The organism is Pseudomonas ovata (assembly GCF_003131185.1).
Lineage (GTDB): Bacteria > Pseudomonadota > Gammaproteobacteria > Pseudomonadales > Pseudomonadaceae > Aquipseudomonas > Aquipseudomonas ovata.
Window position 1 is genome coordinate 44599 of the sequence record NZ_QFFU01000005.1, and the last position, 15839, is coordinate 60437.

The 15839-nt window shown below is 59.3% G+C and carries 18 protein-coding genes and 1 tRNA gene; 3 read left to right on the plus strand and 16 right to left on the minus strand.

All coding sequences use genetic code 11. The features are described from left to right. Positions 1-83 precede the first annotated feature (83 nt). From DGA31_RS08765 to thrS, 15 genes are all read right to left on the minus strand, one after another. Positions 84-842 carry an SDR family NAD(P)-dependent oxidoreductase gene (locus DGA31_RS08765; protein WP_109512270.1) on the minus strand — a complete coding sequence of 253 codons (759 nt, stop codon included), beginning with the start codon at positions 840-842 and terminating at the stop codon, positions 84-86. A 418-nt stretch (positions 843-1260) separates the two neighbouring features. Beyond that, on the minus strand, positions 1261-2871 hold the full coding sequence (locus DGA31_RS08770) for a gamma-glutamyltransferase family protein (protein ID WP_109512271.1): 1611 nt from the start codon (positions 2869-2871) through the stop codon (positions 1261-1263). A 22-nt stretch (positions 2872-2893) separates the two neighbouring features. Further along, complete coding sequence (locus DGA31_RS08775; protein WP_109512272.1) at positions 2894-3673, minus strand: amino acid ABC transporter ATP-binding protein; 780 nt, start codon at positions 3671-3673, stop codon at positions 2894-2896. A gap of 2 nt (positions 3674-3675) precedes the next feature. Further along, on the minus strand, positions 3676-4452 hold the full coding sequence (locus tag DGA31_RS08780; RefSeq protein WP_109512273.1) for an amino acid ABC transporter permease: 777 nt from the start codon (positions 4450-4452) through the stop codon (positions 3676-3678). A gap of 12 nt (positions 4453-4464) precedes the next feature. Beyond that, positions 4465-5271, minus strand: coding sequence for an ABC transporter substrate-binding protein (locus DGA31_RS08785; RefSeq protein WP_109512274.1), 807 nt, complete (start codon positions 5269-5271; stop codon positions 4465-4467). Positions 5272-5347: 76 nt separating this feature from the next. Continuing rightward, the gene (locus DGA31_RS08790; protein WP_109512275.1) at positions 5348-6016 is read right to left on the minus strand and encodes a GntR family transcriptional regulator; all 669 of its coding nucleotides are present in this window, start codon (positions 6014-6016) and stop codon (positions 5348-5350) included. 344 nt (positions 6017-6360) lie between these two features. After that, positions 6361-6437, minus strand: a tRNA-Pro gene (locus DGA31_RS08795). 91 nt (positions 6438-6528) lie between these two features. Beyond that, entirely contained in the window at positions 6529-6885 is a 357-nt protein-coding gene (locus DGA31_RS08800) for a MerR family transcriptional regulator (RefSeq protein ID WP_056839920.1), read from the minus strand. Beyond that, the gene (gene ihfA / locus DGA31_RS08805; protein ID WP_045490388.1) at positions 6866-7168 is read right to left on the minus strand and encodes an integration host factor subunit alpha; all 303 of its coding nucleotides are present in this window, start codon (positions 7166-7168) and stop codon (positions 6866-6868) included. The genes DGA31_RS08800 and ihfA overlap by 20 nt, the downstream gene beginning before the upstream one ends. 3 nt (positions 7169-7171) lie before the next feature. Next, positions 7172-9550 carry a phenylalanine--tRNA ligase subunit beta gene (gene pheT / locus DGA31_RS08810; RefSeq protein WP_109512276.1) on the minus strand — a complete coding sequence of 793 codons (2379 nt, stop codon included), beginning with the start codon at positions 9548-9550 and terminating at the stop codon, positions 7172-7174. Positions 9551-9583: 33 nt separating this feature from the next. Then, complete coding sequence (pheS, locus tag DGA31_RS08815) at positions 9584-10600, minus strand: phenylalanine--tRNA ligase subunit alpha (RefSeq protein WP_109512277.1); 1017 nt, start codon at positions 10598-10600, stop codon at positions 9584-9586. Positions 10601-10702: 102 nt separating this feature from the next. After that, positions 10703-11059 carry a 50S ribosomal protein L20 gene (gene rplT / locus DGA31_RS08820; protein WP_056839923.1) on the minus strand — a complete coding sequence of 119 codons (357 nt, stop codon included), beginning with the start codon at positions 11057-11059 and terminating at the stop codon, positions 10703-10705. Between the two features lie 30 nt (positions 11060-11089). Then, positions 11090-11284 carry a 50S ribosomal protein L35 gene (gene rpmI, locus DGA31_RS08825; protein WP_056839924.1) on the minus strand — a complete coding sequence of 65 codons (195 nt, stop codon included), beginning with the start codon at positions 11282-11284 and terminating at the stop codon, positions 11090-11092. A 60-nt stretch (positions 11285-11344) separates the two neighbouring features. Beyond that, positions 11345-11896, minus strand: a complete 552-nt coding sequence (gene infC / locus DGA31_RS08830) for a translation initiation factor IF-3 (protein WP_177339474.1) — start codon at positions 11894-11896, stop codon at positions 11345-11347. Next, complete coding sequence (gene thrS / locus DGA31_RS08835) at positions 11896-13818, minus strand: threonine--tRNA ligase (protein WP_109512278.1); 1923 nt, start codon at positions 13816-13818, stop codon at positions 11896-11898. Before thrS ends, infC begins: the two co-directional genes overlap by 1 nt. Before the next feature lie 361 nt (positions 13819-14179). Between thrS and DGA31_RS08840 the strand changes: the two genes are divergently transcribed. Both DGA31_RS08840 and DGA31_RS08845 read left to right on the plus strand, forming a co-directional pair. Continuing rightward, positions 14180-14479 (plus strand): hypothetical protein, encoded by a 300-nt coding sequence (locus DGA31_RS08840; protein ID WP_109512279.1) that lies wholly within the window; start codon positions 14180-14182, stop codon positions 14477-14479. A gap of 271 nt (positions 14480-14750) precedes the next feature. Next, positions 14751-14963 (plus strand): cold-shock protein, encoded by a 213-nt coding sequence (locus DGA31_RS08845; protein ID WP_056839928.1) that lies wholly within the window; start codon positions 14751-14753, stop codon positions 14961-14963. 69 nt (positions 14964-15032) lie between these two features. Here DGA31_RS08845 and DGA31_RS08850 read toward each other — a convergent pair whose 3' ends face one another. Then, positions 15033-15383 (minus strand): I78 family peptidase inhibitor, encoded by a 351-nt coding sequence (locus DGA31_RS08850; RefSeq protein WP_056839929.1) that lies wholly within the window; start codon positions 15381-15383, stop codon positions 15033-15035. A gap of 259 nt (positions 15384-15642) precedes the next feature. On the opposite strand from DGA31_RS08850, the gene DGA31_RS08855 reads away from it, so the two are divergent. Then, positions 15643-15837: a hypothetical protein gene (locus DGA31_RS08855; protein ID WP_109512280.1), complete on the plus strand. Its 195-nt coding sequence runs from the start codon at positions 15643-15645 to the stop codon at positions 15835-15837. Positions 15838-15839 lie beyond the last annotated feature (2 nt).

The window sequence follows — 15839 nt, forward strand, 5'->3', positions numbered from 1 at the left end:
AGCGCAGTCTGGAGACGACGGTTCTCGGCAACTGTCATAGCGCCCCCTTGGGTATCGCTCCCATCGGCATCAATGGGCCACTGTTAGTTTCCAGCGGAGACGCCGCAATCAATCGCCATGTCCGCGCCAGTGATGGATCGCGCACCGGGTTGGGACAGGAAAAACGCCAGCTCGGCAACTTCTTCCGGCTGGATAAATCGGGCTCGGGCACCTTGGGGGTACTTGTCCAACAGATCCTGATAGTAGGCCTGAGGGTCTCCCTGCCCATATTGAGTGGCTTGAAATTTGAGCATTGGGGTTTCGATATCACCTGGGGAAATAGCGTTGCAGCGCACGCCAAAGGGTGCCAGGTCCAATGCCAGGGTTTTTGTCAGCAGGGTCACGCCGCCCTTGCTTGCGCAATAAGCTGCGGCGTTTCGATTGCCTTGCCGGCCAGCATCGCTTGAAATATTCAGAATCGAACCCTCTGATAGTTTCAGATGGGGAATAGCGGCTGAGCACATGAAGAACGTAGCCTTTAGGTTCACGTCTAGAACGAGGTCAAAATCCTCTTCGGTAAAAGCTTCAACCGGACCTTCGCGCCACACTCCCGCAGCGTTGATCAATACATCAAGCCGGCCCATCGCCATAACGGCTGCATTAACGGCTGCATCACACACAGCGGGTTGGCGGATATCACCGCAAAAAATACCTGACACCTGATATTCAACCTGTAGGTCCGCGAGCTTTCCCGCGTCCAGATCTGTCGCGAAAACCTTGAAGTCTTCATTTGAAAAACGCTCAACCAGCGCGCGACCAACACCACCTGCTGCGCCAGTGACAAGTACAGTTCGAGGGACCATGGAATCTCCTGCCAAGAAAGAGTTTAAGAACATCTAGGGTGCATCCAGACTCAAAGAGCCTTGTTCTCGACCCAGCAATTCCCGCACTCCGGGCTCCCTTGCATGGATGCTGACGTTGTGGAGGTGGAATTTAGGCGCTTTTATCTGATTGAAAAAAGACGATTAATATCAGAGAAATTGACAATGCCATGGTATTTACCAGCGAGGTAATAAAGGTCCTTCTCTCGGTCATGGACGCTGGCTCTTTAGGACGGGTTGCACGAGTAAGGGTGTCCAGAATCAGATAGCAGATGGAACAGAGGCCTGAGTTGTGAGGTTCAATCCTTACTCCAACGAGCACCAACCCGCCGCAGTGAAGATCGAACAACTCATCAACCCCTTCGTTACTATCCGTCTGGCTCAGCGCTTGTGTAGCCGCTCACCAGACCGCGATATGCGAATCCGCCCGTGGTTCGGTGCCCCCGCACAACACCCCGGTGACCGGGTCGCGCAAGATGATCTGCCCGCGCCCGTAGTCGGTCAGGTCGCTGTCGGTCTGCACCTTGTGACCGCGCCGTGCCAGCGCATTGACCAGGTCGCGCGAGGCGCCGTGTTCGATGCCGACCTTCATCTCGCCCAGCCATTGCCAGCGCGGCGCGTCCAGTGCTGCCTGGGGGTTAAGGCCGAAGTCCACCAGGTTCATCACCATCTGCACATGGCCCTGGGGCTGCATGTAGCCGCCCATCACGCCGAACGGACCCAGGGCCTGGCCATCCTTGCTGAGAAAGCCGGGGATGATGGTGTGGAAAGTTTTCTTGCCCGGGGCCAGGCAGTTGGCGTGCGTCGCGTCGAGGCTGAATTCCTGCCCGCGATTTTGCAGGGCGATGCCGCTGTCGGGCAGCACCACGCCAGAACCGAAGCCGTGGTAGTTGCTCTGGATGAACGAAACCATATTGCCTTCGGCATCCGCCGTGGCCAGGTACACCGTGCCGCTGGCATGGGGATCGCCAGGCCTGGGCGGCTGGGCCTGCTCGCCAATCTGGCCACGGCGGCGGGTGCTGTAAGCGTCGCTGAGCAGGTCGGCCACGGCCATGCGCATGTGCGCAGGGTCGGTGATGTAGTGCAGGCCGTCGCTGTAGGCCAGCTTCATGGCTTCCAGCTGGCGATGCCAGGTCTGCTGGCTGTCGCGGTGATCGAAGCTGAAGCCTTCGAGGATCTTCAGCGCCATCAGGGCGACCAGGCCCTGGCCACTGGGCGGGATTTCCCAGACGTCGACGCCACGGTAGTTGATGTGGATGGGCTCGACCCATTGCGCGCGGTAATCCTTGAGGTCGCAGGCACGCAGGTAGCCGCCGCTGGCGCGGGAATGAGCCTCCAGGCGCTCGGCCAGGGAGCCTCGGTACAGGCTTTCGCAGCGAGTGGCAGCCAGCTCTTCTAGGGTGCGGGCCTGGGCCGGGTTGCGGAAGATTTCCCCGGCGCGTGGCGCACGGCCATCGATCAGAAAGGTGTCGAACCAGGCCTGCAGCACGTCGTCGCGGTGCGGGCTGAACTCGTTCAAGGCGATCTGCCATTGATGGGCAACCACCGGCGACAGCGGGAAACCGTCGCGTGCCAGGCTGATGGCGGGTTGCAGCAATTGGGCAAAGGGTAATTTGCCAAAACGTTGCGACAGCTCCGCCCAGGCCGATGGGCAGCCAGGTACGGTCACCGGTGTCCAGCCATACAGCGGCATCTGCTCATGCCCGGCCGCCTTGACCTTTTCGATACTCAAGGCCGCCGGGGCATGGCCGTTACCGTTCAGGCCATGTAACTGCCCCTTGCACCAGACCAGGGCGAAGGCATCGCCACCCAGGCCACAGCCCGTCGGTTCCACCACTGTCAGGGCGGCGGCCGTGGCGATGGCCGCGTCGATGGCGTTGCCGCCCTTTTGCATGATTTCGATGCCCGCCTGTGCGGCCAGCGGCTGGGATGCAGCGACCATGCCGCGACGCGCGAACACACTTTGGCGTTGCGACGCATAGGGGTATTCGTGAGCAGAGAATTTCAACATGGCAAAGGCCCTTCAAGAAAAGTCATAACACGCGGCTGAGAAAGGCCCGGGTACGCGGATGGCTGGGGCAGCTGAAAATCTGCTCCGGCGGCCCCTGTTCAATCAGTTCACCTTGATCGAGGACCACCACCCGGTCGGCCACTTCACGGGCAAATCCCATTTCATGCGTGACCACGACCATGGTCATGCCCTCCTCTGCCAGTTCCTTCATCACCTGCAAGACCTCACCGACAGTTTCCGGGTCAAGGGCGCTGGTGGGTTCGTCGAACAGCATGGCCTGAGGTTTCATTGCCAGCGCACGGGCGATCGCCACCCGTTGCTGCTGGCCGCCAGAGAGCATCGACGGGTAATGGCCGGCCTTGTCCGCCAGGCCGACCCGCGCCAACAGACCGTGAGCCTGCTCCAGTGCCTGGGCACGCGGCACGCCGAGCACCTGGATCGGTGCTTCGATGATGTTTTCCAGCGCGGTCATGTGGGTGAACAGGTTGAAGCGCTGGAACACCATGCCGATGTCGCGGCGCTGGCGGGCGATGTTGCGCTCAGAATCGCGCACAAGGCTGCCATCGCTGCGCTCGCGATAGCCCATGGCGCGGCCGTTGACACGGATACGCCCGCCCTGGATGTCTTCAAGCAGGTTAATGCAACGGATAAAGGTGGTCTTGCCAGAGCCCGATGCGCCGATCAGTACCACCACCTCGCCGCGGCGTACTTGCAGGGAAATACCCTTGAGGATCTGCAACGTGCCAAACGACTTGTGGATGTCCAGTGCCTCGATGATCAACTCGTCACTTTGGTGCGCCATGGCTAACGTCCCCTCAGCAGTTTCAGGGTGCTGCGACCGAACATACGGCTGGCCGCAGGTGGCGTTGCGCAAGGTCTGTCGGACCGGCCAACGCGGCTTTCCAGCCAGCGCTGAAAAAATCCCCACAGGGTGGTCAGCGTCAGGAAGTACAGCGCGACCACCAGGTACAACTCGAACACGCGGAACGTCGCCGACGTGATCATTTGCGTACTGAGCAGCAGCTCCTGCACACCGATCACGCTGACCAGCGTGGTGTTCTTGAGCATCACGTTGAACTCGTTGCCCAGCGGCGGCACGATCACCCGGAACGCCTGGGGCAGGACAATGCGCCGCATCAACTTGGCAAAGCCCATGCCCAGGGAACGTCCGGCTTCGTACTGGCCCTTGTCCACCGCGCCGATACCGGCACGGATAATCTCGGCCATATACGCGCCTTCATTGAGGCCCAGCGCAATGATCGCCGCCTGGATGTTGCCGGGGATGATCAGGCCGAACAGCTCGATATCCTCAAAGCGAAAAATCCCGCCCGCCGCCAGCGCCGTGTACAGAAACACGATCTGCACCAGCAACGGTGTGCCGCGCATCAGCCATACATAAAAGCGTACCGGCAGGTGCAACAGTGGATTGCTCGACAAGCGCAGCAGCGCCGCCGCCAGCCCCAGACCGCAGCCCAACAGCATCGCCAGCACGCTGATCAGGCACGTCAGCCACAGCCCGGTGAGGTACACCCCGCTGGGCTGCAACAGGTACTGCCAGAACACATCCCAATTGAAATTCATCGCCGGTTTGCCTCAGTCGAGTGTGTCGCTGCTGACATGCCATTTATTCAACAACTGCACGTAGCGCCCGTCGCTGCGCATGTCGCTGATGACCTGCTGCACGGCAGTAGTCAATTGCGGATCATCCTTGCGCATACCCAGGCCGGTGAGGATGCGACTGAAGGCCGGCACACCCTCCTGGAATAGGTCCGGAGCCATCGTGGCGTAATAGCCTGCCGTTTCCACCGTGGTGCCGTAGGCGTCGACCTGGCTGATGCGCAGCGCCTGGAAGGCATCGGTGTCGGTGTTGTAGACCACCAGCTTCATCGGTGGCTTGCCCGCCTTGGCGAGGCTTTCATTCTGGGTATCCAGCAGGGTCTTGACGGTGGAGCCGTTGAGCACGGCGACCTTATGCCCGGAGAGATCACCCAGCGTCTTGATGCCCTTTGGATTGCCCTTGGGCACGACCACCGACTGGCTGGAATACATGTAGTTGACGATATCGATCACTTCGCGCCGCTCGGGCTTGTCGAACAGTTGATCAACGATCATGTCGCACTGCCCGGCAAGCAAGGCAGGCACCAGACCCGAGAACGGAATCACCCGCCATTGCACCTGTTTGTTGTCCAGTTGCCTGGCAATTTCAAGCCCCAGGTCGACGGTGAGTCCCCGGGGTTTCTGGGCTTCGTCGAACGAAACCAGGGGCGGTGAATCCATCCCCGAGCAGTAGACGAGCTTGTCGACTTTCTGCAGACGCTCTGGCACCTGGGGCGCAGCGATGGCCCATTGTGCGCAAAGACCAAGAGAGACAGCGACCAGCAAGACGCTAGGTTTATGCATGACCAGACACTCCACTTCGTTGAATAACGGGGCAGGAATCGACGTCTAAACACGAGCGGGTTCGGACCCGCCTCTCCTATTGTTTCGATTGCAGAAATTGACTCAGCGCCGGCACGGTGCCTTCGATGTGCTCGCGCACCACGGCTTCGGCGCGGGCGGCGTCACCGGTGCGAATCGCGTCGAGGATCACGGCGTGTTCCTGCCGCGCGCTCAAGGGCTTTTCGCTGTGCTGTAACCACAAGCGCATGGGCGCTTCCACCAACGAGTACAGGGCCGAAATCTGCTTCATCAGGCGCGGGCGACCGCTGAGGCTGCACAGGTATTCATGAAAGGCGCGATGACGGCGGACCCAGGCGGCACTCTCGTCGCGATAGTCATCCATCTCGTCCAGCAGGCGCTCAAGCGCTGCGAGCTGGCGCTCGTCAATGCGACTGACCGCGACACGCACCGCCAGGCCCTCCAGCGCGCTGCGCATTTCGAACACTTCATGCAGCTCGTCGATATCGAGGCCGCTGACAATGGCGCCGCGGTTGGGTCGCAGGGTTACCAGCCCCTGGGCGTCGAGGCGGCGAAAGGCTTCGCGTACCGGCATACGGCTCATGCCGATCTCGCTGGCAATGTCTTCGGCGATCAGGCGGTCACCCTTGCGGTAGCGACCGCAGCAGATTGCATCAAGGAGAAAGTTATAGGCTTCCTCCTCGGCCGTGAGGGGCTGACGGTCGATGTAGGCAGGGGCAAATTGCATGGCATGGCACCTTTGTATTTTTGTATCCAATTATCCACAGATACAAAAGCAGGATGTGTGCCAAGGAGTCTGGTCGTGTGTTAACCAGTTGATTTAATTTGGATCTTTAGGCTGATTGCAGGGAGGACGCGGGAGTCGGGCAAGGTTATGTGCTACCAAATGGCGCAGCGGCTTCCCATTTTCGTGCAGGAAAGTAGCGGATGTGTGTTGAGGGGGCTGATCAAGGTGTGGGGGCAGATCGAAGTATCAGAAAGATTTCACAGTCACTTTTCGCGCTTTTTGTACACGCACAAAAAAGCCGATCTAGCTGATCGGCTTAACTGTCTGATTTTACTCAGGAATATTGGTCGGGACGGAGTGATTCGAACACTCGACCCCTTGCACCCCATGCAAGTGCGCTACCGGGCTGCGCTACGCCCCGACTCCGGTCTTACAGTACTTCCCATGTTGCGGAAGTGGTGAGGAATATACCCTAAGCGTTTGAATTATGGAAGCATTTCGCCGAACTGATTTTATGCCTTGAGTAGATCCAGCACATCTTCCAGCTCGTTGATCATCTGCCGAATCATCTGCTTGTACTGCTGGGTATCGTCCTTGGGCTCGCCAGTGGTGAGGCGCAGGCGCGCCCCGCCTATGGTAAACCCCTGGTCGTACAGCAGGCCGCGGATCTGACGGATCATCAGCACATCCTGGTGCTGATAATAACGACGATTCCCGCGGCGCTTGACGGGGTTGAGCTGGGGAAACTCCTGTTCCCAATAACGCAAAACGTGCGGTTTTACCGCGCAGAGCTCGCTGACCTCACCAATGGTGAAGTAGCGTTTGCCCGGTATGGGCGGCAACTCGTCGTTATGGCTTGGTTCCAGCATAAGCTTCAACTCGGGCTTTGAGTTTCTGCCCTGGACGAAAGGTTACGACACGGCGAGCTGTAATGGGGATTTCCTCCCCTGTCTTGGGATTACGACCCGGTCGCTGACGCTTGTCGCGCAGGTCGAAATTGCCGAAACCGGACAATTTCACCTGCTCGTTGTCTTCCAGCGCGTGTCGGATTTCCTCAAAGAACAGCTCAACCAGTTCCTTGGCTTCTCGTTTGTTCAGGCCTAGCTCATCGTACAGACGTTCGGCCATCTCAGCTTTCGTCAGAGCCCCCATACGTTATTTCCTTAACGTGGTGTTTAACCTTTCCTCAAGTGAGGTGAGGATTGCAAGCGTCGTTGCATTGACCTCATCGTCGTTAAGAGTGCGCGATGGATGCTGCCAGGTCAAGCCGACAGCGAGGCTTTTTCTATGCGGATCAATGCCTTTACCCTGGTACACATCGAACAGCCTGAGATCAGTGAGCCACTCGCCGGCATTTTCCCGGATCACCTCCAGCACGGCGCTGGCGGCCACGTCGCGGTCGGCCAGCAGTGCCAGGTCGCGGCGCACTTCAGGGAAACGTGACAGCTCGTGGAATTTCGGCAGGCGGCCTTCAGCCACTTCAGCCAGCACCAGCTCGAAGACAAAGACCGGTCGATCCAGGCCCAGGTTCTTTGCCAGTTCCGGATGAATGGCACCCAGGTAGCCGACTTCGCGCCCGTCGCGCTCGATCAAGGCCGTCTGGCCCGGATGCAGTGCCGGATGCTGGCCTGGCTTGAAAGTGAAGACATTCAGCGCACCGGCAAAACCCAGCACCGCTTCGACATCGGCCTTGACGTCAAAGAAGTCCACGACATCGCGGCCCTGCGCCCAGCCTTCCGGCAGACGGCTGCCACACACCACACCTGCCAGCATCGGCTCTTGCTTCAAGCCATCGAGCTGGCCGACGAAACGCAGGCCGCTTTCGAACAGGCGGACACGATCCTGCTGGCGATTGAGGTTGTGTTGCAACGCCTTGACCAGGCCCGGCCACAACGAGGAGCGCATGGCGGCCATGTCGTTGGAGATCGGATTGGCCAGCAGCAGCGGCTGGACGCCCGGGTTAAACAGTTCGAACCACTTGGGATCGATGAAGCTGTAGGTGATCGCTTCCTGATAGCCACGCGCAACCAGCAGGCGACGCAGCTCCGGCAGCTCGCTACGGGCTTCGGCCCTGGCCTGCGGTGCCAGGCGCGCCTGCGGGTAGCGAACCGGCAGGCGGTTGTAACCGTACAGGCGTGCCAGCTCTTCGATCAGGTCGATTTCCAGGCTGATATCGAAACGATGACTTGGCACGTTGACGAGCCACTCGCCTTCGGCCTGACGAGTCGGCGTCAGGTCAAGGGCGGCCAGCAGACGCTCGACTTCGCTCGCCTCGATGGCCAGGCCCAGCATCTGCTCGATGCGGTTGGCACGCAAGGTGATTGGCGCGATCGACGGCAGGTGCTGCTCGCTGGCGACCTCGACGACCGGACCGGCTTCGCCGCCGGTGATGTCCAGCAACAGGCCGGTGGCCCGCTCCATGGCTTCGCGGGCCAGTTGCGAGTCGACGCCGCGCTCGTAACGGTGCGAAGCATCGGTGTGCAGGCCGTAGGAACGGGCCTTGCCAGCGACGGAAATGGTGTCGAAGAAAGCACTTTCCAGGAAGATGTCCTGGGTCTTGGCGGTCACACCACTGTGCTCGCCGCCCATCACGCCGGCGATGGCCAGTGCGCGCTGATGGTCGGCAATCACCAGGGTATCGGCACGCAGAGTGACTTCCTGGCCGTCGAGCAGGACCAGCTTCTCGCCCTCCTCGGCCATGCGCACGCGGATCCCGCCGTTGATTTCGGCCAGGTCGAACGCATGCAAGGGCTGACCCAGCTCCAGCATCACGTAGTTGGTGACATCGACCGCGGCATCGATGCTGCGCACATCCGAGCGACGCAGGCGCTCGACCATCCACAGCGGCGTCGGCCGCGACAGGTCGACGTTGCGGATGACGCGCCCCAGATAACGCGGGCACGCGTTGGGCGCCAGCACTTCGACCGGGCGCACTTCGTCATGGGCCACGGGCACTGCCGGCACCTGTACACGGGTGACCGGAGCGTCATACAGCGCACCGACTTCACGGGCCAGGCCAGCCACCGACAGGCAGTCGCCACGGTTCGGGGTCAGATCGACTTCAATGCTGGCATCGTCCAGCTGCAGGTAGACGCGGATGTCCTCGCCCACAGGCGCATCGGCCGCCAGTTCCAGCAGGCCGTCATTGCCCTCGCCCAGTTCCAGCTCGGCGGCCGAGCACAGCATGCCGTTGGACTCGACGCCGCGCAGCTTGGCCTTCTTGATCTTGAAGTCGCCCGGCAGTTGCGCGCCGATCATGGCAAATGGAATCTTCAGGCCGGGGCGCACATTCGGCGCGCCACACACCACCTGGAAAGTCTCGCCGCCATTGCTGACCTGGCAGACGCGCAGCTTGTCGGCGTCAGGGTGCTGCTCGGTACTCAGGACCTCACCCACCACGACACCGGAGAAAACGCCGGCGGCCAGCGTCACGCTGTCAACCTCAAGACCGGCCATCGACAGACGAGCGACCAACTCGTCACGGGATACCTGCGGGCTTACCCAGCCACGCAGCCATTGTTCACTGAATTTCATCCTGCTCTCCTGAAAGATTCGTTACGGGCCCGACTAGCGAAATTGCGCAAGAAACCGCAAGTCGTTGTCGAAGAACAGGCGCAAATCGTTGACGCCGTAACGCAGCATGGCCAAGCGCTCGACGCCCATGCCAAAGGCGAAGCCCTGGAATTGCTCAGGATCAATGCCGGACATGCGCAGCACGTTCGGGTGCACCATGCCGCAGCCCATGACCTCGAGCCAGCCGGTCTGCTTGCAGACCCGGCAGCCCTTGCCGCTGCACATCACGCATTCCATATCCACCTCGGCCGACGGCTCGGTGAACGGGAAGTACGAAGGACGGAAACGCACGGCCAGCTCTTTTTCGAAGAACACGCGCAGGAATTCTTCGATGGTGCCTTTCAGGTCGGCAAAATTGATGTCGCGGTCGACCAGCAGACCTTCGATCTGGTGGAACATCGGCGAGTGGGTGATATCGGAGTCGCTGCGATACACACGGCCCGGGCAGACGATGCGGATCGGCGGCTGCTGCAATTCCATGGTGCGGACCTGGACCGGCGAGGTGTGGGTGCGCAGCAGCATGTTCGCATTGAAATAGAAGGTGTCATGCATCGACCGGGCCGGGTGATGGCCTGGGATGTTGAGCGCCTCGAAATTGTGGTAGTCGTCTTCGACTTCCGGGCCTTCGGCAATGCCGTAGCCGATGTGCGTAAAGAACTGCTCGATCCGTTCCAGAGTGCGGGTGATCGGGTGCAGACCACCGGTGGTCTGGCCGCGGCCCGGCAGGGTCACATCGATGCACTCGGCCGCGAGCCGGGCAGACAGCTCTGCCTCCTCGAACGACGCCTTGCGTGCATTGAGAACCTCTGTGACACGCTCCTTGGCAACGTTGATCAGGGCGCCGACTTTCGGGCGCTCTTCTGCAGGCAGGTTGCCCAGGGTCTTCATCACCTGGGTCAGTTCGCCTTTCTTGCCGAGGTAGTGAACCCGGATTTGCTCCAGGGCATTGATATCTTCGGCGCTTTGCACAGCCTCAAGAGCTTGGGAGACCAGCGCGTCCAGGTTTTCCATGTACAGACTCCAGATACGAAATAGGGGAAGAGCGCAGGCTCTTCCCCTATTTATGACGTTCAATACCGACCCTGGAAACCAGGACCGGTGACTGTCGGGGACTTAGGCCAAAGTGGCTTTAGCTTTCTCGACAATCGCAGCAAACGCCGCTTTTTCGTTCACAGCCAGATCAGCCAGAACCTTGCGGTCGATCTCGATCGACGCTTTTTTCAGGCCAGCGATGAAACGGCTGTAGGACAGACCGTTGATACGCGCACCAGCGTTGATACGAGCGATCCACAGAGCGCGGAACTGACGTTTTTTCTGACGACGGTCACGGTAGGCGTATTGGCCTGCCTTGATAACCGCTTGCTTGGCAACACGGAACACACGCGAACGTGCACCGTAGTAGCCTTTTGCAAGTTTCAGAATCTTTTTGTGACGCTTACGGGCCATGACGCCACGCTTAACACGAGCCATGAGTTACTTCCTCTTAATTCTTGATCAAAATTAGCGCAGGCGGAGCATGCGCTCGACTTTTGCCACGTCAGACGCGTGCAGCTGGCTGCTTCCGCGCAGTTGACGCTTACGCTTGGTCGACATCTTGGTCAGAATGTGGCTCTTGAAAGCGTGCTTGTGCTTGATGCCGTTGGCGGTTTTCAGAAACCGCTTAGCTGCACCACTTTTCGTCTTCATCTTTGGCATGTTCGGATACTCCGCATTCAGTTGATAAACATAACCGCAAGGCCTGCCGTGCCCTGGTGGTTACTTCTTCTTTTTCGGGGCGATGACCATGATCAGCTGGCGTCCTTCCATCTTAGGATGCTGTTCGACGGCGCCGTACTCCACGAGGTCGGCTTCGACCCGCTTCAACAGCTCCATACCCAGCTCCTGGTGGGCCATCTCACGGCCGCGGAATCGCAAGGATACCTTGGCCCTGTCCCCGTCACTCAGGAAACGTACCAGGTTGCGCAGTTTTACCTGGTAATCCCCTTCCTCCGTCCCTGGACGAAACTTGATTTCTTTAACCTGGATCTGCTTCTGGTTTTTCTTCGCCGCAGCCACCTGCTTCTTCTTTTCGAAGAGCGATTTGCCGTAGTCCATGACTCGGCAAACCGGCGGTACTGCGTCGGCAGAAATCTCTACCAGGTCCAGTTTCGCCTCATCGGCGATACGAAGCGCTTCATCAATAGAGACGATGCCAATCTGCTCGCCATCAGCGCCAATTAACCGAACCTCGCGCGCCGAGATATTCTCATTGATCGGGGCTTTTGGTGCAGTTCGTTTATCTTGTCTCATATCACGCTTAATAGTAATTACTCCGAATCTTGGCGACCACGCCGGGAAACCGCTTGCGTAAGGAATTCAGCGAATTGGGCGACCGGCATCGAACCAAGGTCGGCACCTTCGCGGGTACGCACAGCGACGGTTTGCGTCTCTACTTCCCGATCCCCTATCACAAGGAGGTAAGGAACCTTGAGCAAAGTATGCTCGCGGATTTTAAAGCCGATTTTCTCATTTCTCAAGTCGGACTTGGCACGAAACCCGCTTTCGAGCAGAGTTTTTTCGACCTGCTGGGCAAAATCGGCCTGTTTATCGGTGATATTCATGATCACCGCCTGGGTCGGAGCCAGCCACGCAGGGAACGCGCCCTCGTAGTGCTCGATCAGGATGCCGATGAAGCGTTCGAACGATCCGAGGATCGCACGGTGTAGCATGACCGGGTGCTTGCGGCCGTTGTCTTCGGAGACATATTCGGCGCTCAAGCGGATCGGCAGGTTGAAATCGAGCTGCAGGGTACCACACTGCCAGACGCGGCCCAGACAATCCTTCAGAGAAAATTCGATTTTCGGGCCATAGAAAGCCCCCTCGCCCGGCTGCAACTGGTACGGCAGGCCGGCACTGTCCAGTGCGGCAGCCAGTGCACTTTCGGCGCGATCCCACAGCTCGTCGGAACCAACACGCTTTTCAGGGCGGGTCGACAGCTTGAGCTCGATGTCCTTGAAGCCGAAGTCGGCGTACACATCCAGGGTCAGCTTGATGAAAGCGGCCGACTCGGTCTGCATCTGCTCTTCGGTGCAGAAGATGTGTGCGTCGTCCTGGGTAAAGCCGCGTACACGCATGATGCCGTGCAGCGCGCCCGAGGGCTCGTTACGGTGGCAGGCACCGAATTCGGCCAGGCGCATCGGCAGCTCGCGGTAGCTCTTCAGGCCCTGGTTGAACACCTGCACGTGGCAAGGGCAGTTCATCGGCTTGATGGCGTAGTCGCGGCTTTCGGATTCGGTGGTGAACATGTTGTCGGCGTAGTTGGCCCAGTGCCCGGATTTCTCCCACAGGCTGCGATCGACCACTTGCGGGGTCTTGATCTCCAGGTAACCATTCTCGCGCTGGATCTTGCGCATGTACTGCTCAAGCACCTGGTACAGGGTCCAGCCCTGCGGGTGCCAGAACACCATGCCCGGCGCTTCTTCCTGGGTGTGGAACAGGCCCAGGCGCTTGCCGATCTTGCGGTGATCGCGCTTTTCGGCTTCTTCGATGCGCTGGACATAGGCTGCCAGTTGCTTCTTGTCGGCCCAGGCCGTGCCATAAACGCGCTGCAACTGCTCGTTCTTGGCATCTCCACGCCAGTAGGCGCCGGACAGCTTGGTCAGCTTGAAGGCCTTGAGGAAGCGGGTATTCGGCACATGCGGACCGCGGCACATGTCGACGTATTCTTCGTGGTAATACAGCCCCATGGCCTGCTCGTCCGGCATGTCTTCGACCAGGCGCAGCTTGTAGTCTTCCTGGCGCGCGGCAAACACCTCGATCACTTCGGCACGCGGCGTCACTTTCTTGATGACGTCGTAGTCCTTTTCGATCAACTGCTGCATGCGCTGCTCGATCGCCGCCAGGTCATCCGGCGTGAAAGGGCGCTCGTAGGCGATGTCGTAATAAAAGCCTTCGTCGATCACCGGCCCGATCACCATTTTGGCGGTCGGGTACAACTGCTTGACGGCATGACCGACCAGGTGGGCGCAGGAGTGGCGGATGATTTCCAGGCCTTCCTGATCCTTGGGGGTGATGATCTGCAGGCTGGCATCGGTGCTGATCAGGTCGCTGGCGTCGACCAGCTTGCCGTCGACCTTGCCGGCGACGGTGGCCTTGGCCAGGCCTGCGCCAATGGACAGCGCGACATCGGCGACCGACACGGGGTGATCGAAAGAACGTTGGCTGCCGTCGGGAAGAGTAATGGTGGGCATGGCGCCTCCTCTCCTAGTGGTGACCCCTACCAAAGGTCACGTGGGTTGGGATGAGCCAGTACGCGATCCGGTGGTATGCCTGCCTCACAGTGGCAGGAGCCTTGAAGGCCAACCTTGAACCGAACCGGATGACTGGATTGTACGAAACCGGTTGTAACAAGCCCGCCGGCGTGCAAGGTCGCCCTGCAATGGGCAGACACACAATACGCAACAGGACGCGCATCCTAGCACAGCTCCCCGAATAGACACGTATCAGCCTGAAAATAGATCAAATTCGTCTATCGGGCTGAACCGTCGAGCCTGAAGATCGTCAGAACAGGTGTCCCGATTTTCTACATACGTTCCAGTAAAGGAGAACACCATGAAGCTTCCAAGCCGTTCTGCACTTCTCTCCTGCCTGATCCTGGCCGCCCCGCTGGGCGCCCAGGCGGCCATGGACTCCACCACCCGCAGCGATTTCACCGAGCAATGCGTCAGCGCGGCCAAACAGCAGAAACTGGACGATAAAAGTGCCAAGGCCCACTGCGAGTGTGGCGCCAAACAGATCGATGCCAACTTCAGCGACAAGGAAATTGCGGCCATGAACAACGCTTCTGCCGCCCCGGACCCTGCGCTGGCCAGCAAACTGCAGAAGCTGGTAGCGCAGCATTGCGTGAAATAAAAATCCGGCAAACATCCTGAGCAATATTTGACCGACACCTTCAAGGCCCTTTGATTACGGGGCCTTGGGCTCCTGCGACAGCCCTCTCGGACACCCCTGCGCGTGCCCCGCCACCTGCTTGTGGCGCAAGCGATATCGCACCGCAGCGCCCATCCCCGATAAAGTTTCTACCTAAATGGCGCGTCTTCCGTGCATTTGGACTATGATAGCGGCGTGTGCCCAGTTGGCCTGAGCAGCACGTTATTGAAATTCATGTTTCCGGAGATTCACCATGTCCAATCGCCAAACCGGCACCGTTAAATGGTTCAACGATGAAAAAGGCTTCGGCTTTATCACACCTCAAGGTGGCGGCGACGATCTGTTCGTACACTTCAAGGCGATCAAATCCGACGGCTTCAAGAGCCTGAAGGAAGGTCAGACAGTGACCTTCATCGCTGCGAAAGGCCAGAAAGGCATGCAGGCAGAAGAAGTCACAGTGGTCTGATTCACCGACCCTGCTGGCATAAAAAAACCCCGTCATTCGTGACGGGGTTTTTTTATGCCTGGGCATCCATCAGCCACAGTTGACGCGGATGACCTTGCCTGTGGTATCGGTGTTGACGTTGACCCGCTCGGAACGGTATTCAAGAGTCACCATGTCGTTGGGGCTGAGGATACGGGCATCCATGGCGCCCGACTGGGTACGGACCTGATTAAGAAGCTCGAGCGTGGCTTGCTTGCCGACCGCAGACTGCGCGCCACTGGCATCGCAACGACCATCCCCGATCGAGCCTGACGCCGCCGGGGCTGCAGCCTCGGCAGTACGTGGCGCCTCGGCGGCAGGTGTCGGAGCAGACGTACTGCTGCAGCCTGCCAGTAACGATGTCACGGCGACAAAACCTAGTGTTGCGAATTTCCAGGGCATTACAGCCTCCTTTACCGATAAACAGATCAGACCCTTTGCGACCACGCCAGCACACAATGGTTGCACGTTGCAGTACAGGGAGCGCGAGTCTGCCTTAGCCTATCCGTCCAGGGGCCAGACAAATCGTCACAAAATATTAACCTGTGACCACATACCCGCGGCGTAAGTCGAAGTGCCAAAGTGCTCCAGCAATGGTTTACTGCACGCGCTCGACGAGCGTCGCGCAGCGGGTCGTTTTTCACACAGGATCTTTAGACACATGGCAACCGTATCCATAGAAGCGGATATCAAGGCCCGTTGGCCGCAGGGACAATGCGCACACAGCCCGGGCTCGGCAGAAGAACTCACCATCATCGCCATCGACCTGCTGATCAAGGAACTGGGCACCGAAAGTGCCCATGCCTTTATCAACCAGGTGCTGAGCCGTCATACGGCCTCAGGCACAACGGCCTGACT